Raw genomic sequence first — 23,246 nt, forward strand, 5'->3', positions numbered from 1 at the left:
ATACTGATTAAAAACTCATGTTTACACCCAACGAATAGGTCGAAGCCACCGGCAGACGCAACGCCGACTCTGTTTCCCGGATCCGTGCTCCCGTTTCCGGATCCCCCCCGAACCAATCGGTGAACGTAGCCAGGTTCTTCGCTGTCGCAAATACTTTCAACGATCCGATATGTGCGGCCGATAACCAAGGTTGGTTAAATGTATAAGACAAGGAGATGTCCTGAATGCGCACAAATCCGCGGCTTTGCAATCCTTGGAAACGGCCATCACCGGCGAACAATGCCGAAGGGTATACGTTACTCCGGTTTTCAGACGTCCAATACGGTATATAATGCACGTTGTCATTGAAACGTCCGGTTCCATTGACCAAGTAAGCCGATGGGTTAGACTTTACGTACATGTTGTTACCACCGAAGGTTCCCGTAACCATCACATAAAACCCGAAATTCTTATACGAGAGGTTGCTGCTGAAATTCAGGCGGAAATTCTCCTTATCATACCCCAATATTTTCCGGTCGGCTGCAGTGATGCCCGGCTGTCCGTCCAAATCCCGGTACTTCGGTGCGCCCGGTGCCGCTCCGGTCAATTCGATGTATTCCGTGTCATCCTCTTGCACGATACCAATCTGTTCGTAACCGTAGATGGCGCCCAGCGATTTTCCGATGAACAGACCGTTTGCAAGATCATCATCCTCCCGGCCGTCGCCATCCAAATCGTCCCCGTAGAGGGAAACCAACTTGTTGAAGTTCTTCCAGAACGTAAGCGTGGTACTCCAGGTCAGCTCCGATTTCTGCACGTTAATGGTGCGAACGGTCGCCTCGATACCGGTGTTATTCACCTGCCCCATGGATGTCATCATCCTTTTGAAGCCTGTCATTACCGGAATGTTGCGGTTAAAAATCTGATCGGTGGTTTTGGCGAAATACAGGTCCAGATCAGCGAAGATGCGATTACCCAACCAAGCGGATTCGAATCCGGCATTCCAGGAAGTAGTCTTCTCCCAGCCGAGCGAGGTATTCCCTAATTTACCTTGATACAATCCGTAATAGATCCGCCCCGGGGTGTTCGAAAATTCATACCGCGCACCACCACTGGCGGCGTTTTCCACGGTAGACAGCGTACCGTACGGATTTAAACCCTGGTTTCCGTTTTGACCCCAAGAAACCTTCAATTTCAAATCGTTCAGCACCTGAACCGACTCCATGAATGCCTCGTTGGTTACACGCCAGGAGAAACCCGCACCGAAGAAATCAGCCCATTTGTTGTCCGTTCCGAAAACCGAGGCTCCGTCACGCCGGTATGACCCGGTGAAATAGTACGTATCGTCGAGGGAATAGTTAACCCGGCCGAGATATCCGATATTGGACCGTTCATAATTACGAGTATCCATATTGTTGGCATCCGTCCCATCGTAATCAATCCGCTGCACCGTCGCCTTGTGCAGCCCCTGCAAGCCGAGTGTCGTATTTCCATTCGCCGCAAAATCTCGCCCGGTCATCACGTAGCGCTCGTATTTCATGTGGTCACGGGTAGCTACCAAGGTAACATCCAATGAATGCCGGTCAAACGTCCGGTTGAAATTCAGGATGTTGTCCCATACGTAGCTATTTCCTTTCCGATTCTCAATCGAACCGTTGGCATTCGTCAACAAATTCTGAAGGGTCGCAGGCGAATACCGATCGGGTGATTCTCCTTCCTGTACATAATAGTCTTCGTAGAAGAAATTGCCGTAACGGGTTTCGTCCTGGTTCACCAGGTAATTCACCCGGTAGCTCAACCCTTCTACCCAAGGCACTTTTACCACTGCGTGCGTATTCAACCGGTAGTTGTACAGAAAGTCCTCGTTATCCCGGATACCGTCGTTCACGCCCCACAGCGGATTGACGCCCGATTGCGTGTACGGATATTTTTCCAGGTTGCCTTGGTCGTCGCGGAACATCACGCCATAAGGCGACATTGTCTGTGCTTCGTTGATATTGGCGGCCACACCCGAATAGTCCCGTTTGGAAAAACCGGCATCGACACCCACTTCCAGCCATTTGGTGATATCCGCCTTGATTTTTCCCATCAGAGCAATGCGGTTGAACTGATCCCCTTCTATAATGCTCTTATTGTCATCAAAAGAGGTCGACAAATAATAGTTAATGTGTTCAGAGGCCCCTGAGATGGCTGCCTGGTAATTCTGCATCACCCCTGTGCGGGATATCTGATCCAGCCACACCGTTTCGCGCCCTTCTTCCCGATTGGCCAGCTCGCCATTTTTCAGCCAGTTGATGGAGCCCGGCGTATATTGATTGCGTGCATTCACCATCTCGATCCAATCCTCAGCCCGTAACATTTCAGGACGATTTTGCCATTCCTGGAAACCTACCGAGGAATTAAAGCTGATTACCGGTTTACCGATGCGGCCCCGCTTGGTGGTGACGGCGATAACGCCGTTGGCCGACCGAGAACCGTAAGCGGCGGCCGACGTGGCGTCCTTAAGCACGTCGATCGTGGCAATGTCGTTCGGATTGATGTCACTGAGGTTTCCCATAAAGATCACCCCGTCCAGTACGATCAATGGGGTATTGGTCCCGTTGATGGAATTCTGGCCCCGGACTTCCATTGCAGGTTCTCCACCCGCCGAGTTCGTCGCACCGATATTCAATCCGCTGATGCTTCCCTTAAGTGATTCGAGCACGTTTAGATTCGGAGCGAGGGCAACGGGCGAGTTTTCGAGGTTCAGCGATCCGACCGAACCGGTAAAATCTTTCCGTTTCGTGGTGCCATACCCAACCACGACGACTTCGTCCAGGTCGGACGATTCCAGTTGGAGCACCACGTTTACCGTACGCTGGCTTCCCAGGGTAAGTTCTTGGGGAAGATAGCCGAGTGCACGGAATATAAGGACTTCGCCGGCTGATGCCTGTATCTGAAATTGTCCATTCGCATCCGTAGCGGCGCCACGTGAAGTGCCCCGTACGAGTACAGATATTCCTTCCAAAGGGTTACCCATAGAATCGCGCACGAGACCGGTGACCGGCTCCTGCGCAACGGCTATCGGTAAAGCCGCAGCCTTGTGAGAACACACAAATGCCCCTAGCATTAACGTCATCATTCCCACCCAAAAGGACAGTGAGTGAATACCCGGCCGCTTAACGCCGGTTGCAGTACATACTGTATACATAAAATTTTAATTGTAGTTATAATTTGGTTTATACCGTTCATCGTCGGATCATTGACATGAACGCACACGGCAACTATTTTGTAAGTCTATTTTACTATGCAAATCCTCCTTTCAAGTTTCCTCTCAATTAACTGTCAATTCAACAATAAAAGTAATTCTCCCAGAAACCGCGTCCTGCTCCATCCTGCATCATACCCCAAAACGTTCTTTGAGCATCTGCCGCATCCAGCAGTTGATTTCCCATTGGGAAGCCAATGTATGCTTGGTAAAAGGCTTATATTGCATATACGGGTACGGACCGAATTCGGGTGTAATCGTGGCCCGCTTGGCGCCTGTTTCCCTCAAATGAGCTATCCAGCGATCCCACCATGCCAAGTGATGCTTCAACGCTTCTTCGTTTTCCGGTGCGCGAGGATCGGTAACCTGCGGTCCTTCGAGAAAGCCGACACGGGCATGCAGATGCCTTCCATGCCGGATTGCCAAATCGATTGCGTCTTCCTGATCTTCCAGGTAGCTTTCCGATACGCAGACCCAGTGCGAAAAATCGAGTGCGAGTTCCAGCGACGGGAACTCCCGCAGGTAATCGTGAACGACGTGTGCGGCAAACGACCATTTATTGCGATGGGTCTCCTGAATAATCTTGATCGATGATTCCCCGCTGATCCGGTCGCAAATGGCAAAACACGCCTCCATCTGTTCGCGGCTGTAGTATTCCCTTCCTGTTTGGGACACAATAAACTCAGGCTTTGCCTGCTGATTCTGATATTCGAGCAGTGCATAGAGATTCCGCTCAAGCGCGTCGATATACCGATGGAAATCCTTCCCTTCCTGAAGTTCGGCGTGGAGCAGAATATAAGACAACCCTGCATCGCTGAGCACCTCAACCATGTCCGTGTTGTTGGACGTGTCGCCCAAAGGGAAAACCTCCACGCCCGCGAATCCTTCTTGCTTTACCTGCGCTGCAAATTGTCGCCATCCAATTTGTTCGGACCCCCAACGCGGACAATAAAAGTCAATTTGCATTATCTTTTATAAATGAGTGGATTCTGTTCGTCATTATTCAGTAAGTCGCCAACGTTAAGCGTTTTCACGTATTCGTCGGGCAGGATATTGGGTGTCCCATTGTACGTATTTCCATCCGGCATGTATGCGCAGGTCATCGCCCGTCGGAAACCCGGGGTCATGTTGGCATGGGCGCCATGTATGGTCAACCCGTTATGGAACGAGCAGCTTCCCGCTTTCATGACCGCGGCATGCGACTTGGTCTGTTTAAACTCGGGGTAAACCTCAAAAATACCGCCCATATTTTTTCCGATACCGGCGTTTTCAAACGTGGTCGTTTTGTGCGATCCCGGAATGAAGAACAAACAACCGTTTTCCAGGGTGGCATCATCCAGTGCAACCCAGATCGATAGCGCGCGGCGGTCAGAAAACGACCAAAACGGCGTATCGAGATGCCAAGAGGTCGGATTCGCCCAGGGCCGCTTAATCAGGGCCTGATCGTGCCAGATGCGGATGCCGTCCACCCCGGCCAAGTCGGCCGCCATCTTACCGATGCGCTCATCGACCATTAACTGCTTCATTTCCTCGCTGGTTTGCCAGAGGTTCAGCAACTGATCAAACACGTTGTTGAAATAGGCAGCGTCTTCATTGATGCCGTCGTCGTCGCCGAGTCGGACTTCCTTACCCGGCATTTTCAGGCCGTTTCGCTCTTGGATGGCTTGCGTGACCGCACGGCGCCAATGATCCAGTTCGTCGGCATTCAAAAAATCCTCCACGATCACATAACCGTTTTCGCGATAAAAATCTATTTGCTCTTGGCTTAAATCAGTGTTCATAACGTATTACAATTGGTGAAACGATCTCACAAAGATCGCTTTATAGGCGGGAGATAAAATGACAGATCCCGATCATTTTTTGCACTTTTTGATATTTTCGCAGATTCCTGCCGCTTGATATTTAGTTGGTAAATACCGATTGATTTGGTATGTTTGATACGCTAACTGTACAAACCGAAGATGAATAATTATCATAAATACCTGCATATACGAAATATTGACCGCGATTTGGGCTTTTATGTCACTACGGTTGGTTACAACAAAATAGAAAAACACGCACTTTATCCCGATGCAAGCCAACACCCGGCCGACCATGTCTTTTCGTGGAACAAGGGACGCATTCTTGATGGTTACTACCTGGTCTTTATTACCGGGGGCTGCGGGGTGTTCGAATCTGCCAACACGCCGCCCCAAAGCATTGAGTCGGGCACCTGTTTTCTTTTATTCCCCGGTATTTGGCACCGCTACAAGCCTAATCCAGCGTTTGGATGGGAGGAATACTGGGTCGGCTTTAACGGAACGTATCCGCAGCACGTTATGAATCGCTTATTTCAACCCGAATCGCCATTCATCAGGACGGGGCTAAGCAAGGACGTCATGGCTGCGTTTACCCAATTATTAAGTACGGTCTCACAGGCACAAATCGGATATCAGCAGGTTATTGCCGGCATCACGTTACAGCTGATCGGATTGCTTAACCGGATTAATCTCACAGAAAAAACGGACAACGACCCCGAATCTATCTGGGTGTCGAAAGCGATACTTACCCTTCAGAACGAACTGGCGAATCCCATCCGCATGGAAGATCTGGCTGCAGAATTCCCGATCAGTTATTCAAAATTCAGAAAGTCCTTTAAACGGCTCACGGGCAAATCGCCGAACCAATACCACCTCGATCTCCGCCTTGACAAAGCCGAAGAGCTCCTCAAAACCACCCGCCTTACCGTCACGGAAATTGGTTATCACACAGGCTTTGATTCGCCGTTCTATTTTTCAAGGTTATTTAAGAAGAAGTTTGGAATTTCGCCCAAAGCACTACGTAATCCCCACACTACTTCGTCAACCCGTACGTAGTCTCTGCTGACAAAACCGTAATCCCGGGTTTCCGAAGCGGTTGACGGCATTCATCTGACCAGGCGGGCAAACCGCCAACGATCTAAATTAGCACAAAATGCTAACTTTGCATGTTAGCGGATAACGGAAAGAAGTGCAAGGATCGATTACTGAAATGTACCCGTATCATAATAAAATAAAACAGCGGATCAAAAACGGCGAACTCACCGGTTTTGAAGTGGTTGAACGGTACAAGGCCATTTCTCCATGCCTTTTGTTGTATTTCAAAACCGAACCGATTGTAAGGCCCATCCGGGAACACCGGTTTGCCGAATATCGGCTCATTTTATCGGAACTGGGTTTAGACTTCGATGCGAAGTAGCGGCGCCGAGTCTATGCGAAAACACTGCCCAGTATGATGTCCTTAATGGCGGTTGGCTCTACCGCAGCTCCTTCCTGAGGCGTTTGGGTAATTAACACGGGGTAATAAGCATCGGGAACATTGACAGCCCCGTGCGATCCCTTGACCAATGTGGCATCCAACGGAATGACATCGAGCACATACCGGAACCCCAGCTTTTTCCGTAACAGTTTGTAAGCCGCGCGCCCTTTAGAAGTCATAAACATTTCCACCGGATCATAACCGGGTTTTTTATGAATATCCACCATACGCGCATAATCCGGAGCTACGTTATCATCCAACCAGAAGTAATAGGTAAACCAGCTATCGGGTTTCGCGACGGCAATCAGGTCTCCCGCCCTTTCATGATCGATGTGTGCTTCCCGTTTGGCCGTATCATCCAGTAGCTGCTCAACCCCCGGTACATTCTCCAACAGCTTTCTGACCTGATTCTTCACCTCGTCGTTCCGCGTATAGATATGCGCAATCTGATGATCAGATACGGCAAATGCCTGCGAGGCCCCTGCATCCAGCAATTCCAATCCGCGCTCCACGCGGATCCCCAGCAGACCGGCCTCACGCAAAATCCGGTTGATGTGTATGGGGCGCGATACCGGTACGATACCGTATTCCGATAAGATCATCACCTTGGCTCCCCGTTGCTCATAAAACTCAATCAGCTGCTTCAACAAGGCATCGATTTCTGCCACCTCCCTACCGATTTTTGCCAGGTCGGGGCCAAACTTTTGCTGGCAATAATCAAGATGCGGCAAATAAACCAAGCTTAAGGTAGGACTGTATTTTTCCTCTACGTACATTGCCGCGTCCGCAATCCATTTAGACGAAGCGATATTTGCACCCGGCCCCCAGAAATTAAACAGGGGAAATTGACCAAACGTTGCCTGTAATTCGTCGCGCAGCGATGCCGGATAAGAATAACAATCGGGCATTTTCCTGCCATCGGCCAGGTAATTGGGCCGTGGTGTTACCGAATAGTCGGCTCTGCAATACATATTGTACCACCAAAAGAGCTGCGCACAGGTAAAATCAGGATTCCTACGCTTTGCTGCATCCCAGAGGGATTCGGACTGCACCAGTTGGTTGGACTGCTTCCAGAACTTTATTTCGCTGTCGACACGATCGTACCAGCCATTACCTACGATGCCGTGTTCAGCCGGCCAGCGGCCGGTCACATACGTCGTTTGCACCGCTGTGGTAACCGCGGGCAGCATCGGCTTTATTTTCGTTAGGTGGTTTCTTTCCAGGTAGGCTTTCAGAAAAGGGGTATGTTCCCCGATCAACGCAGACGAGAGGCCTACCACATCCAAAACGACGGTTTTGTTCATGATCTTGTTTCCATTTCATTGAGCACCCAATGCAACTCGCGCGAGATGGAGTCGGCAATGGGCAATTGCAATTCATGAGGCAACACACCCCATGTATACGTTTCTACCTCTAAGTGGCGGGTGAGGGCGTATTCTCGTTGGATGTTCAATACGTCGCGGATATCCGATTGGGTCGATTGCAATCTACCCAAGTCTTCCAGAAATATTGGCACGTGGAAATGCGATCGCCACTCCTCGGTATTGGGGTCCCACAACGCATCCGCCGCGTCGGGTAAATCTTTAAACCTACGGATCGCCCCCCCTTTTTGCCGGGCAAGAACCTGGTGCAGGTAGGTGGGCTCATCAAACGCCTGGAAGGCTGCGCCGATTGCCGCACGGTCAGCTTCCTCCTGAGGAAGGTGCGCTTTGAGCGCTGCACTGATCTGGAACTTACCGATTTTTATTCCATGTCGGCCGAGTTCATCCACCACCGTCCGATGGTGTTCATAGCCCAATGCAAAATGGCAGACGTCATAACAAAGGCGCACATATCGCTTCAGGGCTTCGTCCGCTTCGCTTGGCGTCATCCCAAATTTGGCCGACAAATGTTTTACTCCCGTGGGAATCAACTCCGTCACGAACCAATCGATAAATTCCGGTCCGGTTTCCAGTACCCCGTCGGGTTCCGGCTCGATATCCAAATGCAAGGTTCGTCCGTGCTCCAGCCAGCGTTGATGCAGATCGGAGGCCACATCGACAATTTGTGCCGTTGCCCGCTTCCGCATATCCCGCCAAGCCGTCTCACTGTGGTTGTACCGATGGCGGTATCCCAGCGGCGATGTGGAGATACCCCCATCCATCCCCACCGGAAGCAGTTGGCCAAGGATGGTAAACAACCGCTTCGTGTATTGAAGTCGCTCGTCCGTTGTCCAATCGGGTGCATGGACGTGCTCTTTGACTTTTGTATCATGAAAAGCCCCGAAAGGAAACCCATTCAGGGTGAATACGTAACCATCCACCTGTGCCAGCCAATCTTTAAATTCCTCCAACCGATCGGGTTGCGCGAGTCTCGTGCTAGCCAAGTCGGCCAACCGCAATCCAATTCCCATCGGCTGTATGGGCGACACTTTCTGCTTGATCTGGGGAAAATGTATCCGCAATGACTCAAAATGCTGATCCCAGTCCTCTCCCCCGTGGATATTTGTACAATACGTTAATTGTCCGTATGCCGTAACCATTTCAGCTCACTAAATTGACTCCCTCTTGCAACGCTGCAGCCGCCCGCAATACTTCTTGTTTATCCAATTCATGCACCTCCACCCCACGTCCGATTGCCCGCAGTAACATGATCGTAAGGCGACCGCCCAAATGCTCACGGAATTCCTCCAAGCCGTTCAGCAGCGGATGACCCGTATCCGAACCTTCCAATAAGGGATGAAAAATGGGCAAGCCCAGCTCCTGCAAAGCAGTAAGCACCCGCTGCGCATCGTGCGGGGAAAGCATGCCAACGATAGCGGAATAAACCGTATCCAGCGCAATGCCAATCGCCACTGCCTCGCCATGCAGCACTTCAAAACCAGAAAGCTGTTCCAGCTTATGTGCGCTCCAGTGGCCGAAGTCCAACGGCCGGGATGAGCCGAATTCGAAAGGGTCGGCACCGGCAATGTGCTGAAGGTGTAACTCCGCGCATCGGAAGATGAGATAATCCATTGCGTCGCTATCGCGGCGGCGTAGCCGCTCGGCATGGCTTTCGATCCAGTCGAAGAAGGCCGCATCTTTGATCAGGGCGACCTTTACCGCCTCGGAAATTCCCGATAGCCAAGCACGGTCATCCAGGGTCAGCAAAAACAAATTATCGTTAAAAACAGCCACCGGAGGGCAAAAAGTGCCCACGAAGTTCTTTTTTCCCCGATAGTTAATACCATTTTTCACACCCATACCCGAATCATTCTGCGAGAGTACGGTGGTTGGTACGCGGAGATGACGGATACCCCTGTGTGCAACGGCTGCCGCATATCCCACGGCATCCAGCACCGCACCTCCGCCGATGGCCATAATATATGAGTGCCTATCAATCCCGTATCGGTCGACAGACTCAATCATGCGATCGACACTTTCCCAGTCGTTCTTAATCGCCTCGCCACCTGGCACCAGCAGTATATCTGCAACCAGCTGCACTGCGGGTCCCAAGCCAAAGTACTCCCGTACCCGCTCGGGGAGCGCAGGATGGCAGGCTACTACGCCTTCATCGATCACCACCAGCAATTTAGGGGCAATTCCCTCATTGCGCTGGGCAAAAAAGTCGCTAAGCAACCGGTTTTCGGGCGTAAATAGCCCCGAGGTAAAATAAATATCGTATTGGTACGAAACCGAGAATTTCTGTTTAATCGAAGACTTCATAAACAAATTAAGTAACAGCAAATAACTTGGCCAGCCAGATGGATAAGGGAAACAACAGCAAGGTTGCGAACGTCAATCCCCACATCCCCGCGGCTGCCGTCCAAGCGGCGTTCATAAAAATCAGTCCAATCACTCCATGCTTGACAGCTTTTCGGATATCGGCCGCTTCAAGCGAGCGAATGGCTTTGATCAACGGCGGGAATACAAACAAGATGAACGGCAATACCATTCCGATTGCCAATACGCTGCCTTGATAATGCACGCCAAATGCCACAATGCAAGCAACGACGACGCCATACAAGATGGCAGACGTTAGCAAAGGCGTCCGCTGCCCCCCGTGCACCTCCCCCCGACTGATGGTGGTAACTGCCGCGATGTAGATAACGGGCACACATGCCAAGAACCAAACCTGTTCGAGCGCCGCCCCTGAATAGCTTATACCAAGGAGTAGATTAAGCCCCCGACACATTCCCATGGTCAGGGGACCGGTAATTGCCTGGTGTTTGGCCCACTTGTCATACAGCAGGCACATCAGCACGATGGCGAGTGCTATTGCTGACGAAACGACTCCCACCGCGACCGCCGACGCGACCCCAAGGAGGAACAAAACTGACCCCAATATTGCCGCGCCACGCAATGACGCCCGCCCGCTGGGGATAGGCCGTTCCGGTCGTTCGCGGGCGTCCAGCTTAGCATCAAACACATCATTAAAAACCACGCCACCTCCATAAAGCCCGATGGTGGCGATAATGAGTGCCGTTAAAACGGAGCCATCCAACGTCGCGCCATCGGTCACAAACAATAAAGCAATGGAAACACCTGCCAACACATCCGAGATAGCCGTTACGATATTCGCCGGCCGCATCAATTGCAGGTACGGTTTTAGCCTTCCCATCCGTAACTAGGATATAATAATCGACCCTGCATCTCTGCGAGGCTGCTGCCCGCCACGCAGGATGGAATTCCCTTCAAACTTCTGCCCTTGATCGATCACCATATGCTCCGTTATCGATGATTCATCTAACTGTCCGCTTTGCCCAAAAGCGGTAACGGCATTTTTAAAACACACCTGTTCGATCGCCTCCCTTGAAATTCCGCTCTTGACCATGAGCGCCGCAGTTTTGGGTACTGCCAACGGATCGCTGATCCCCCAGTCGGCCGCGGAATTCACCAAAATGCGTTCGGGGCCATATTGTTTTACAATTTCAACCATCCGCTCGTTACCCATCTTGGTAAACGGGTAAATGGTGAAGGCCGCCCAAAAACCCTTATTCAGCACTTCTTTAACCGTTTCCTCGGTATTGTGATCGATGATGACCTTACCCGGATCCAGTCCGTGCTCCAGCGCAATGTCCATACTCCGGGAGGTACCCCGGGTTTTGTCGCGGTGCGGCGTATGTACCTGTACGGGAAGTCCCGCTTCTTTGGCGAGTTCCAACTGCAGCCGGTAATACTTCTCTTCGGCCGCGGTTTGGTCGTCAAAGCCGATCTCGCCCACTCCCACCACGCCTTCCTTATAGATAAAGAAGGGCAGCAGTTCCAAAACCTGTTCGGCCAGGGCTTCGTTGTTGGCTTCGCGGGAATTCAAACCGATGGTACAAAAATGTTTGATTCCGAATTGCGAAGCTCTAAATCGTTCCCAGCCAATTAAGCTGCTGTAATAGTCTCTAAACGTATCAATTCCCGTACGGGGTTGTCCTACCCAAAAAGCCGGTTCAATAACCGCCACCACGCCAGCATCGGCCATTGCCTGGTAATCGTCGGTAGTTCTCGACACCATGTGAATATGCGGGTCGAAAAACCGGAATCCTTTTACCAAATCCAAATCAAGCGCCATCCGTTCTCCCATCGATGCTCGATCGCGCTCACTGTAATTACACATATCTTAATTCGTTTGATCCAACCAGCCGTCCCAAGGTGTACCGGCGGTATCCGATAAATCCATTAACTCACTATTCTTTATTATTAATCCGGTCGCGGGGGCAAAGCTGCTCGACTGGAACGCGTACGCAATCGCCTTGCGCGTCAAAAGCTGTTGGCTTTCCTGTAGCAGCTGTTCCATGAGCCGGTACGCCCGGTCGTCCAAATATGGGGCGACCAATATCCACAAGAACGGATTGATGTGCCTTTTTGCTGCATGAAGTTCATATGCATAATCTATCAATGCAACGGCCAATTGTTCGTTGTTCCGTGCTTTCAGTCCGATGATTTGCGGGATATCCTCGTCCGTAAAGAATGCCTTCAACACCAGCTGGTTCCACGCGCCTTCATCCAAAAACCGACTCGGATACGCGTTATTCAACATTATCGCCTGCCGCACGGTCGCCATGTTGCTGCGGACGCCTTCCGTACAACGAAGCCGCCATGCCATCGGATAATGATAGACAGGCAGTGCTGAATAAAGTGCCACCAATTCTTCCATCTCGCCATATTGGAACAGTCGATCGATCAATGAAACGTAAGCAGTTTGTTCCAAAGGTGGAATATTCATGAGTACCCAAACCCGTATCAATCTCGGCAGCGACCAGTCTTTTACGTCGAGTGGCAATAGATCCGGGCGGATAGACACGGTTTCGTCAAACGTAATCCGCAGATTTTTATCCGCCGAACGCATCGTACGCGGAATGGCAGTAAAAACCTTGGCCAACGTATTCGGTTGCGGATCGTTGGCGATTCGGTTTACCTGCTCAACCAATGCCGACCACTCTTCTGCGGCGAGATATTTCGCCACCTGATCAGCCATCCACTCGGGAAGGATCACTTGCTTCACAGAAACGTCAGCATTTACATTATTCATAACGCTCGAGACAATTTATCCGACTATTGAATACAATCTTCAAAATTACGATTTTTCTCCTCATTGGCAATCCAAACGATGCCACACTTATTTTTTTAACAAGTCTTCTATACGCTCATCAGGGATCAGTGGGGTTACCCGCAGCAACTTGATACTTGAAAAGTCTGGATGCGAGGTATTCAGTACATAGTTAAATGCATCAGGAAGCACGGCTGACGGGACTTTCAAAATCGGTGATGCGTAACTTTCATACCAATCGTCACCGATTCGTTGGCATATACGGTAATCATGCGTATTGCGCCACCCATCCGGCAATCCGTGTACGTCAACAATCGTAGTTAACAGGGTATCAGGCGCATCGATAATCATGGTATTGAAATCTCGATTGAATCCACTGCCTTGACGGCGCAACATACTTTCCAAAAAAGCCAGCGGTATGGATTCCGCCGTGTAAATGACTTTTTTACCATCACTGTTCCAGCGGCCACTGAATCCTGGGGCAAACAATTTTCTACTGAACGCCTTGTATGCGATGCGATATAACAACATGGCATCTATTAGATTACATAGCCATGTGCGATGCGATCCAATTCAGCCATTACTAAGTCAACGCCGGATGGTGTATCCAACCAATCGATGGGTCTATCATCGCGGTTCCAGAACGGTTTATGCAACCATTGGTTCAACTCGGCGACACTCCCAAAGAGCGTTTCACCTTTATTATAAAGTGCAATCAGCTTTAGCAGATGCTCGCTCTCCACCCGTGCCAAAGGCTTTTGGCGTTCCTGATAATTACTTATCGTACGAGCAGAAAGATTAATCAATCGGGCCAATTCCTTTTCGGGTAATTGAGAAGTTTTTGCAAAATGATAAAAAACCGTAGGGCGGACACCTTTTCGGGCAGCAAAAAAAATCGCTTCGTCACTCGTGATGTCCAAGGATTTAAGTACGCTCATATCCGATCATCTTTACCACAAAGGTACCGAAAATATTCCACACTAAAAGCGAAAATTTTCAAGACCCGATTGATTAGCAATAAAACGTTACAACTGTTTCAACCGTATGTTTTTGAAAGCGATCTTCATCGGCGGCCCCACATGTACCTGAAATCCCATCAAGCCTTCCAGTTTACGATTTTTCTCATCATCGTCGGTCACTTCGCTCATTAATACGCCATTGACATAATGTTGCAGGTGATTTCCCTTGGCCACGATACGGAGTTCGTTCCAATCGTCGGGTTTAATATGGCTTTTGAGGGAATCCCGATCGCCCAAGGATCCGGTTTCTTTGCCGGCCGTCCAGATGTTCCCTTTTGCATAGTCACTGATGGCGCCTTCGACGGGAGGCAGGTGCATTTGCTGGCCGGGGAACGCCAGAATCGTACGGCCGCGTTCTTCGTAATTTTGCCCGGTGTATGTATTGGCCGCATCGATATCTGCCTGGTATCCGCGCAATGCATACGGGAGATCGGGCAGCTCCTCGCTGCGGTAATTAATCCCGCTATTGCCATTTCCGGTTAGCTTATATTCCGTAATCAATTCAAAATCTGCAGGCCTGCCACCTTCCCAAATAATAAACGAGTTACGTTCCAATTCCCGACCGGGTTTGATTTCTCCAACGATGGCTCCGTCCTCTACGCGCCATAGCGACGTATCGCCCCGCCATCCGGAGAGTGTCTTACCGTCAAAAAGATCCACAAAATCAGGCTGCGCTTCGGATTCAGCCTGATTTTTTTCTTGGCTTCCCCCCGACGTGCATTGTACAAACAATGCAGTCACTAAAACAAAGCCTCCGAGGCCCTTAAGGGCCCGGAGGGTAATTTTTGATTTCAACATATCGTATAATTAAAATTAATAACGTTTTCAGTCAATCGTCACCTCGGTTGCTTTCCAACTCCGTGACTTGGCGGATTCGATCACCGCTTCACATACTTTCTGCGTCTCGTATGCATTTTTAAAATCGGGCTGACAAGACTCGCCTGTTTCGAGGCTTTTCAGGAAATCGGCAGCTTGATGAACAAAGCTATGTTCGTAACCGATTCCCAGGCCCGGCACCCACCATTTATCCATATACGGATGGTCTCCGTTTGTGACGTGTATGGAACTCCAGCCTTTCACATCCGAATCGACCCCATTATCAAAATATTCCAATCGGTTCAAATCATGCAAATCCCACCGAATGGACGCATGTTCCCCGTTGATTTCAAACGTATACAATGCTTTATGACCGCGGGCATACCGGGTCGATTCGAAGAGTCCCAGCGCCCCGTTTGAAAACCGGCAATGGAAGATACAGGCATCGTCTATCCCTACGGGTTGCAACTTACCCGTTTCGTTGTGCACACGTTCCTTCACGAACGTTTCTGTCATTGCAGACACTTCCGTAATGCCCCCATTGAGCCACATGGCCGTATCGATGCAATGCGCCAGCAAGTCGCCGGTCACGCCCGATCCTGCCACATCCACGTCCATCCGCCAAGCAGCATCTCCCCCCTGGGGCAGGTCCGCATTGATTGTCCAGTCTTGCAGGAAATTGGCCCGGTAATGAAAAATCTTTCCCAATTTACCAGAGGCAATGATTTTCTTTGCCAAGGTAACCGCAGGCAGCCGCCGGTAATTATACCATACCGTGTTTGCCACCCCTGCCTTCTCTACGGCATCCACCATTTTCTTGGATTCCTCGAGATTTCTGGCCAACGGCTTTTCGGTCAGCACCATTTTGCCCGCTTCTGCTGCCGCAATGGCAATCTCAGCATGCAAGTGGTTAGGCGTACAGATGTCCACGGCATCGATATCGTCACGGGCAATCAACGTTCTCCAATCGGTCTCGTAAGATGCGAAACCCCATTGTTCTGCAAATGCCTTTACTTTTTCCTCCCGACGCGAACATACGGCCTGAAGCACTGGTTGATATTCCAAGTCAGGAAAAAAATTCGGTACACGGTTGTATCCGTTGGAGTGGGTTCTACCCATAAACCCACAACCAATTAATCCGATTCTCAATTTTTTCTTACTCATTTTTTTCGAGCTATCTAGTTATGTTTTTTTCTGATTTCGTTATTCCTGCCAGCCATGAGCTTCGCGAACGCTAATCAGCGCTGCCAGTATATCATTCCATGTCTGTTGTTTATGCAACACCTCGTTGGGGAACATACAACCGTCCCAGCAGATGTGCTTAAAAGCCTTTGTCAATTGACCGTTCTCGTCGCGCAGCCAATAACCGGCATCGTGTGCAATACTAAGTTTCCCGTTCGGGTCATTCGGCAGACAATGCCGTCCGGTCTTGTCGTGCGATCCCGACCCGAAAACCGTACCATCATTCTGGGCCACATGGAAGTCGATCGTCCACGGACGGAGGGCTTTGGTCAGTGTCTGAAGTCCTTCCTCCAGCGCCGCGCGATCACCCCACTCGAAATCGGCCGGCAAAATCCGGTCGTCAGGCTGATTGTATCCCAACAGGTAGAGGAACGTATGCGACATATCTGCCTGAAAGCCCATATTGGGCCGATCCACCGCCTCCAAGGTATTCAGCATCGTCCGCCAGCTGTGCATGCCTCCCCAACAGATCTCACCTTCGGCCGCCAGCTTTTCTCCGTAGTCTGCCGCTACGTCACAAGCCTCACGAAATGTTTCAGCAATCACCTTGGTATTTCCGACGGGATCCTTTGCCCAATCGGCTGGTGAACTGGAGGAATCGATCCGGACGACGCCATAGGGACGAACGCCCATTTCGCGCAGCTGCTGACCGAACTCACACGCTTTACGCACCATATCCACAAATACCGTCCGGCTTTCTTTACTTCCCATAGCCGATCCTGCCCAAATGGGCGCAACCAGTGAACCAATCTTCAGGCCGTGTGCCGAGACTTTGTCTGCCAATCGTTCCACTTCCGCTTTTCCGCCATTGATGTTTACATGCGGCTCCAGCAAGCCAATGTCCACACCGTCGAATTTTACCCCGTTCACTTCGGCCGCCGCCGTGTAGGCCAACAGATCATCAAACGGGATCACCGGTTCAGAACCTTCTCCCTTGCCTACGATTCCCGGCCAAGTCGCATTGTGAAGCTTCGGAAAATTGTTATTTGTATCCATATCTCTTTTGTTTTTCTCTGGTTCACGAAATAATTTACGATAACACGAGGTCAGGATTGCCCGGACCAAAATGTTTCAGCATGACGATTGGATCCGTCTTTGACCGGTTTACGATCTTTACGCCCGCCTGCGCGGCACGTTCGCTCACGAAATATTCGTCGTGCGTCAATTGGCCATAGCGGATCAGTGCCGGTGTTTCGATGTCCCATACGCCCATGGTTCCATGTCCCTGCATCATGATCATGCCATATGCCGCAGCATCCCGGATGACTACCGTTGCTCCCGGAAGTACGGTCAATTCTTTCGCACTGAATGCATCCGACTTGTAGCATATCCATTTCTCAACATAGCCGGCATCGCGCATCTCCGCTTCGTTCCGCACCGGGATAGGTGCCATGAACCGGTTTTGCATGGTATTGGGGTCGAGGTTCAGCTCCCAATCCAACACATCGATCAATTCGTCGAAGTCGCCGATCCGATCTTTCGGCGTACCGTTCCAAAGGAGTTCTTCCGGGATGATCGCCTCGTTTACCAGCGATTGATACATCGCAAACACATCGGAGGCCTTCTGCGGCTCGTAGGTACACAAGCTTCCCGGCGCGTGCAGCAGTCCGGGAGGAACATCCCATCCCGTACCTGGCTCAAGCCGATACGCCTGTGAAAAATTCGTGATTTTATTGTCGCCCTTCGTGAAGTTGACAAGGCATTCCCGAATCTGGTCCTTCGTTGTTCCCGGTGCTAAGCCGATAAAGGTGTAGGGGTAGTCGCCACCGTGGTTATTCAGCTGTGGCGGGAAATAATAGGCCTCGGGCTTACCTTTTTGTCCGATCAGTGCCGCCTTCTCGTCGTTATGGTGTACGTGGTGGGGTAGCGGCCCCATGTTATCAAAGAATTTCGAATAAATCGGCCAGCTTTGGTATTCATCCCAAAGGCGGGAACCAATCAGTTCGCCTTTTAGCTCATCGACCGCGTCCTTTAACAGGAATTGCTGCGTACGCCCACCGTCTTCATAGACCACGGGGCTCAGCCCCTCATTTTCTCCCGTAAGCGGGCCATTTTTCGCCGGTGTTGTCGATGAAAACCAACGTTCGTCTATGCCGCCACGCGCGCCTCCCAATACGTAGTAATCGTCGGGATGAAGCTTAATACGCCGGCCCGGTACACAAAACGACCGGGGCACCCACGTCGGGGCCAAGCGTAATATCCCTTCCCCCTGTTCCAATGAACTCTTTGCTAACTTACTTGTTTCCATGTAATGATTGATAATTTATGGTTAAATTTACTTATTATACGTCATAAATAGGCGCTTATTGCCTGTTAATAGCCTTTGTTTTGTATCAAATTTGTATTATTCCGCACTTCCGCTGTCGGTATGGGAAAGAGCAGTTCCCGTTCTTTTAAAACCGGTCCATAGGAAAATTTATGTCCTACGTAGTCTTCAAACTGCTTAGTTTCGACATTAAATGCCTTACGCAAACGGACCATATCGTACCAGGTTTTGTTCTCAAAGCACAGTTCATACCACCGTTCTTTCCATATCGCTTCCCGCAACTGATCCTTTGACAACCCTTCGAGGTCTTCCAGATCAGCCCGCGACCGGATGGCATTCACCGCCCCGTAGGCATCCGCCGTAGGCCCATTCACCTCGTTGGATGCTTCCGCATAAGTCAATAATAGGTTGGCATAGCGCATTACCGGCCAATTCAGGTCGCTGTTTGCCGTGCTCGTCTGCGCTACTTCATCAAAGTGCTTCCAAATGAAATACCCACCTAGGTTCACCTCCTCATTCCTTCTGTCCTCATGCGTAAACTTCGTATAGAAAAATTGCTTTTCCTTCGCACGGAGGTCGCCTGTCTCGTAAGATCTCACAAAATCCGCTGTAGCGTAGATACCTCCCGTTTCATCAGAATACTGCGAAATGTTCTTGTTATAGGGTATGATCGAAACCTGCCAATTACCCGGAATTAACTGGGTCGCAAACTGGATCATAAAAATATTCTCTCCCACGTTTTTCATAGCGGGGTCATGCAGGTCGTCGTAGTTGTCAAACAGTTCGAACTCTCCTGACTCAATCACCTCGTTGGCCTTTTCTGCGGCTAGACCGTAATACGCTTCGCCTTTTTGCAGCGGGTAACCAGCCATGGTCAAATATACCTCCGCCAGCAGGGATTTAACTGCGCCCAAGCTCACCCGGCCCGAAGCGTCTGTCCAAGGCATTCCGGATGCTTCCGCTGTCTGGAGATCCTGAACAATTAACTCATAGACCGCCTCCGGGTCGGCCTGCGACGGCCGCAACTGTTCGGACTCGAGGTTTACCGGTTCCGTAACTAACGGAATATGTCCAAACATCCGGATCAGCTCAAAATAGTACCATGCCCTTAGAAAGTGGGCTTCCCCCAATAGCCGGGTAGCTTCTGCTTCATCCATTGTGATTTCCGGAATTTTGGCAATCGACAAATTCGCATTGGCTATTCCCCGATAGTAACTCTGCCAATAGGTTGCGCCGTATCCATTATCCGACGTGTTATTGAGATCTTTGACAAAATAGCTGTTTGCAGCTTGTCCCAAATCGGTCGCTGCCAGTCCCGTGGCAAACTCGGTCATCATCCAGGCTCCCCCATTAAAGCCACTGCTTAGCGGGTCGCGCATGCTCGCATATATAGCGTTCACGGAACTCCGCGCATGTTCAGGTTTTGTGAAATATTGCTCAACGGTAAAATTGGTGGGATCGGCTTCTTTCAGGAATTCGGAGCAGCCGCCCCATACAAATGACCCTACTCCGAGCGTCACTGTTATATATCTTAATGCAAGTGTGTTCATCGCTTCTTCGTTTTACTATTACCTACCTTTACAGTCCAATATTTAATCCGAGCATGAATACGCGTGGCCGGGGATAGTCATACAATCCATATCCCTGACCAAAGGCAGAACTGGAATTGGAAACTTCCGGATCGAAACCACTGTATTTGGTCGCGACGAAAAAATTCTGGACAGACCCAAAAATCCGAAGTCGTTGTAACTTCAACCGCGAAGCGAAGCTCGCAGGCACCACGTATCCAAGCAGCAGGTTTCTGCCCCGGATGAAAGAAGCATCTCTTACTTTGTGGCTATCGTCGTATGTATCATAACCGGCCGGGATGGGGCGGATCTGCGCAATCGGGGTATTTTGATTCTCTTCCGTCCAAGCGTTCAACACCGTTTTATAACTGTTTGCGATACCCTGTCTGTCTTCTATAGAGTGGATACTCCGGTCGAGCACATCATTGCCATACATAAACTGCAGGTCCACCGTCAATGACCATGCTTTATAGCGGAACGTATTGAGGAAGGTACCGAATCCATCTGGAATGCCTTTCCCGATAATGGCCCGGTCGTTATCATTAACCGCACCATCGTTATTCAAATCCAAAAACTTGACATCGCCCGGCAGCGCGTTATAGATCGCCGCCTCCTCGGCTTCGGCGGTAGACCACGTTCCGAGGTGCACTCGCCCGAAAAATGACCCTACCGGCTCACCAACCCGGACGATCGTTGCCGCGCCCGGAAAGATGTCACTTCCTCCGGAAAGTTCCAGTACCTTGTTTTTGTTGATGGAAATATTAAAGGTCGTGTTCCACGAAAAATCGTCCGACTCGATATTGGTGGTATTGAGGCCGACTTCTATTCCCCGGTTCTCCATGCTACCGATGTTCGTGAAGATACTGGCGTATCCACTGGTCTGCGGCAGCGGTGCATCCAGCAGCATGTCATCGACCTTCCGGCGGTAGATATCCACTTCGAGATTTACCCGGTTGGTAAAAAGTCCCAGTTCCAGACCTACATCCACCTGATGGGTCTTTTCCCACCGCAGGTCCGGGTTGGGCATGCGCCCCACACCAATACCGATTTCGCGCGACCCATCGAAAATAACGGGGTAGTTGTTCATACCGGCAAGCGCCCGATAGGCAGGAATTTCGGAGTTACCCGTAGCTCCGTAACTTGCCCGTATTTTTAGGTTGGAAATCGCCGGCAGGTCCTGCATGAAGGGTTCGTCGCTAACCCGCCACGCAACCGCCGCCGATGGAAAAAATGCATATTGATTCTGCTCGCCGAATTTTGATGATCCATCGATCCGACCGGTAAATGTCACCAGGTATTTACCCATCAACGCATAATTCAATCGCGTAAAATAGGAATTGAGACCATACCCCTCTGCGATGGACCGTGGTGCCAATGCGGTTGCACCAGCCCCAAGGTTGTTAAACTGAAAATAGCTATCGGTAAAACCCTCGGCGCTGGCTTCGCTTTCAAAGCGGCCGACATGCTGCCAGGAAAGTCCCAGCATGGCATTCAATGAATGAATGTCGCCGAACTCTTTCTTATAGGTCAGGTAGTTTTCAAATTGCCAGGAATTGAACCGATTATTGATCACCGAAGCGTTTCCATTGGTTGATATGTATTGCATTCCCGCGGCTGCGAAGTAATCTCGACGCTGGTTGATCACATTCGTACCGAGGATAGACCTCAGTTCCAAGTTTTCAGCAAATCGGATGTTGGCATACATGTTGCCGAGCATGGTTTGTGTGCGCAGGAAAAACAAGCGATCTTCGGCTACACGAAGCGGATTGTCGCCTCCCTCCATACCCGGGTAATCGCGATTGCTTGCCCACGAACCGTCCGAGTACCGCACGGGGATGATGGGCAAGGCCTCAAGAATCTGCCGAACCATCGTAATACCGCCCCCATCCAACTGGTCAATTTGCTTCTCATTCTGATCGTTGTATCCCAATGTTCCACCCACCTTCAGCCATTCTTTGATTTCCGTATCAAACACAAAGCGCCCAGCATATCGCTTTTGCCACGAACCGTATATGATCCCGTTTTCGTTGCGATAGTTCAAGAATGCGCCGTAACTCCCTTTTTCATTTCCGTTCGTAAATCCCAACTGATGGTTTTGTGAAAAGGCCTCCTGGAAAGCGACTTCTTGCCAGTTGGTGTTATACAATGGATTACCCTGCCCGTCAAAGAGCCTTGGGTCGGTACGTTTGGTCCTTGGATCAACATACTTTGTCCCGTCTTCCCAGCCATCCGGATCAAATTTTTCGGCGTTGGCATAGGCTATTTCCTCCACCCGCAAAAATTCTTCGGAACTCAATACCGGCAATAGCTTGGGAGCCGTGCCAATGCTGAAATCCGCGTCATACGTTAACCCGCCTCCGCCCGGAGTTCCCCGCTTTGTGGTGACCAAAATAACGCCATTGGCTCCCCTCGCACCGTATATGGCGGTAGAAGAAGCGTCTTTCAATACTTCGATCGATTCGATGTCATTCGGATTTATATAATCGATGGGAGTACTGCCATTCTGGAGCCCGGCCGTCGTTAGGATAACCCCGTCAATCACATACAGCGGATTGTTGGACACACTGATGGAACTCGCTCCGCGTATCCGGACATTCGTCCGCCCCCCGGGTCTCCCGGAGTTCGATGATATGGCTACCCCCGTCACCCGACCGGCTAAACTCTGGTTAAGCGATGATGCCGGCCGTTCCTGTAATGCATCGGCCCGCACCGTTCCGACTGCGCCGGTTAAGTCGGACTTGCGCTGCGTTCCATAACCCACGACCACCACTTCATCGAGGTCTGTCTGACTTGATTGCAACGTCACATTAAGGGGGGTTCCTTTTGCGGGAATTTCCTGCGATGTATATCCCAGCGCGCTCACTACCAGCACCGCATTTTCATTCTGCAAGGTGATCGTATACTGGCCCTGGTCGTTCGTACTTGTGCTGTTACCGGTGCCCTTCTCGGTGATCGTAACCCCGCTGATTGGGTTCTGGGAACCGTCGGTCACCTTTCCGGTAATCGTTTGTTGTTGGTGGTACAATTCAGCCCTTCCGAGCTGAACTGTACCCACTACCAATCCGATAAGCATACATGCCACACGGCTTCGCCAACGCAGCTGTTTCACGGAGAAACCACCATTGCTACTGATTTGTTCTGCTTTACATTTGGTCATAACTAATTGGTTTTAAATTAACACCTCGATCAATTGTTATCCTAAGAACTTTCGATACTGAGTAGAATGAAGACGTCGGTCGAACTCATCCGATTGATGCCTTCTTAATTTTAAAACAACGGTTACACACGTTAGCGAACTGTTATCAATATCTGTTATAATGCGACGTTTGTAAAGT

At 50.5% G+C, this 23,246-nt stretch carries 19 protein-coding genes; 2 read left to right on the forward strand and 17 right to left on the reverse strand.

Features of this window, described 5'->3' with window-relative positions:
• Positions 1-7 precede the first annotated feature (7 nt).
• The 3 genes from ACFQRK_RS07220 to ACFQRK_RS07230 form a co-directional block, all read right to left on the reverse strand.
• Positions 8-3,169, reverse strand: a complete 3,162-nt coding sequence (locus tag ACFQRK_RS07220) for a SusC/RagA family TonB-linked outer membrane protein (RefSeq protein ID WP_379005074.1) — start codon at positions 3,167-3,169, stop codon at positions 8-10.
• A 189-nt stretch (positions 3,170-3,358) separates the two neighbouring features.
• Entirely contained in the window at positions 3,359-4,192 is an 834-nt protein-coding gene (locus ACFQRK_RS07225; protein WP_379005076.1) for a sugar phosphate isomerase/epimerase, read from the reverse strand.
• Complete coding sequence (locus ACFQRK_RS07230) at positions 4,192-5,007, reverse strand: phytanoyl-CoA dioxygenase family protein (protein ID WP_379005078.1); 816 nt, start codon at positions 5,005-5,007, stop codon at positions 4,192-4,194. Before ACFQRK_RS07230 ends, ACFQRK_RS07225 begins: the two co-directional genes overlap by 1 nt.
• Before the next feature lie 180 nt (positions 5,008-5,187).
• Between ACFQRK_RS07230 and ACFQRK_RS07235 the strand changes: the two genes are divergently transcribed.
• Positions 5,188-6,081, forward strand: coding sequence for an AraC family transcriptional regulator (locus tag ACFQRK_RS07235; RefSeq protein ID WP_379005080.1), 894 nt, complete (start codon positions 5,188-5,190; stop codon positions 6,079-6,081).
• Between the two features lie 154 nt (positions 6,082-6,235).
• Positions 6,236-6,442 carry a hypothetical protein gene (locus tag ACFQRK_RS07240; protein WP_379005082.1) on the forward strand — a complete coding sequence of 69 codons (207 nt, stop codon included), beginning with the start codon at positions 6,236-6,238 and terminating at the stop codon, positions 6,440-6,442.
• A gap of 11 nt (positions 6,443-6,453) precedes the next feature.
• On the opposite strand, the gene ACFQRK_RS07245 is transcribed toward ACFQRK_RS07240, so the two are convergent.
• From ACFQRK_RS07245 to ACFQRK_RS07310, 14 genes are all read right to left on the reverse strand, one after another.
• Positions 6,454-7,806, reverse strand: a complete 1,353-nt coding sequence (locus ACFQRK_RS07245) for an alkaline phosphatase family protein (protein ID WP_379005084.1) — start codon at positions 7,804-7,806, stop codon at positions 6,454-6,456.
• On the reverse strand, positions 7,803-9,023 hold the full coding sequence (eboE, locus tag ACFQRK_RS07250) for a metabolite traffic protein EboE (protein ID WP_379005085.1): 1,221 nt from the start codon (positions 9,021-9,023) through the stop codon (positions 7,803-7,805). Before eboE ends, ACFQRK_RS07245 begins: the two co-directional genes overlap by 4 nt.
• Before the next feature lies 1 nt (position 9,024).
• Positions 9,025-10,185, reverse strand: a complete 1,161-nt coding sequence (locus ACFQRK_RS07255; RefSeq protein WP_379005087.1) for a 3-dehydroquinate synthase — start codon at positions 10,183-10,185, stop codon at positions 9,025-9,027.
• 7 nt (positions 10,186-10,192) lie between these two features.
• The gene (gene eboC, locus ACFQRK_RS07260) at positions 10,193-11,080 is read right to left on the reverse strand and encodes a UbiA-like protein EboC (protein WP_379005089.1); all 888 of its coding nucleotides are present in this window, start codon (positions 11,078-11,080) and stop codon (positions 10,193-10,195) included.
• A gap of 6 nt (positions 11,081-11,086) precedes the next feature.
• Positions 11,087-12,067 carry a TatD family hydrolase gene (locus ACFQRK_RS07265; RefSeq protein WP_379005091.1) on the reverse strand — a complete coding sequence of 327 codons (981 nt, stop codon included), beginning with the start codon at positions 12,065-12,067 and terminating at the stop codon, positions 11,087-11,089.
• A 3-nt stretch (positions 12,068-12,070) separates the two neighbouring features.
• Positions 12,071-12,982: an EboA domain-containing protein gene (locus ACFQRK_RS07270; protein WP_379005093.1), complete on the reverse strand. Its 912-nt coding sequence runs from the start codon at positions 12,980-12,982 to the stop codon at positions 12,071-12,073.
• Between the two features lie 87 nt (positions 12,983-13,069).
• Positions 13,070-13,531, reverse strand: coding sequence for an RES family NAD+ phosphorylase (locus ACFQRK_RS07275; protein ID WP_379005095.1), 462 nt, complete (start codon positions 13,529-13,531; stop codon positions 13,070-13,072).
• A gap of 8 nt (positions 13,532-13,539) precedes the next feature.
• Entirely contained in the window at positions 13,540-13,938 is a 399-nt protein-coding gene (locus ACFQRK_RS07280; RefSeq protein WP_379005097.1) for an antitoxin Xre/MbcA/ParS toxin-binding domain-containing protein, read from the reverse strand.
• Positions 13,939-14,025: 87 nt separating this feature from the next.
• Positions 14,026-14,817, reverse strand: a complete 792-nt coding sequence (locus tag ACFQRK_RS07285) for a DUF1080 domain-containing protein (RefSeq protein ID WP_379005099.1) — start codon at positions 14,815-14,817, stop codon at positions 14,026-14,028.
• Positions 14,818-14,844: 27 nt separating this feature from the next.
• Complete coding sequence (locus ACFQRK_RS07290) at positions 14,845-15,999, reverse strand: Gfo/Idh/MocA family protein (RefSeq protein ID WP_379005101.1); 1,155 nt, start codon at positions 15,997-15,999, stop codon at positions 14,845-14,847.
• Between the two features lie 39 nt (positions 16,000-16,038).
• Positions 16,039-17,073, reverse strand: coding sequence for a sugar phosphate isomerase/epimerase family protein (locus tag ACFQRK_RS07295; protein WP_379005103.1), 1,035 nt, complete (start codon positions 17,071-17,073; stop codon positions 16,039-16,041).
• A 34-nt stretch (positions 17,074-17,107) separates the two neighbouring features.
• Complete coding sequence (locus ACFQRK_RS07300; protein ID WP_379005105.1) at positions 17,108-18,325, reverse strand: hypothetical protein; 1,218 nt, start codon at positions 18,323-18,325, stop codon at positions 17,108-17,110.
• Between the two features lie 65 nt (positions 18,326-18,390).
• Positions 18,391-19,893 (reverse strand): RagB/SusD family nutrient uptake outer membrane protein, encoded by a 1,503-nt coding sequence (locus ACFQRK_RS07305; protein ID WP_379005107.1) that lies wholly within the window; start codon positions 19,891-19,893, stop codon positions 18,391-18,393.
• 28 nt (positions 19,894-19,921) lie between these two features.
• Positions 19,922-23,068 carry a SusC/RagA family TonB-linked outer membrane protein gene (locus tag ACFQRK_RS07310; RefSeq protein WP_379005109.1) on the reverse strand — a complete coding sequence of 1,049 codons (3,147 nt, stop codon included), beginning with the start codon at positions 23,066-23,068 and terminating at the stop codon, positions 19,922-19,924.
• Positions 23,069-23,246: the final 178 nt, after the last annotated feature.

Source organism: Parapedobacter sp. GCM10030251, from assembly GCF_042666505.1.
Taxonomy (GTDB): domain Bacteria; phylum Bacteroidota; class Bacteroidia; order Sphingobacteriales; family Sphingobacteriaceae; genus Parapedobacter.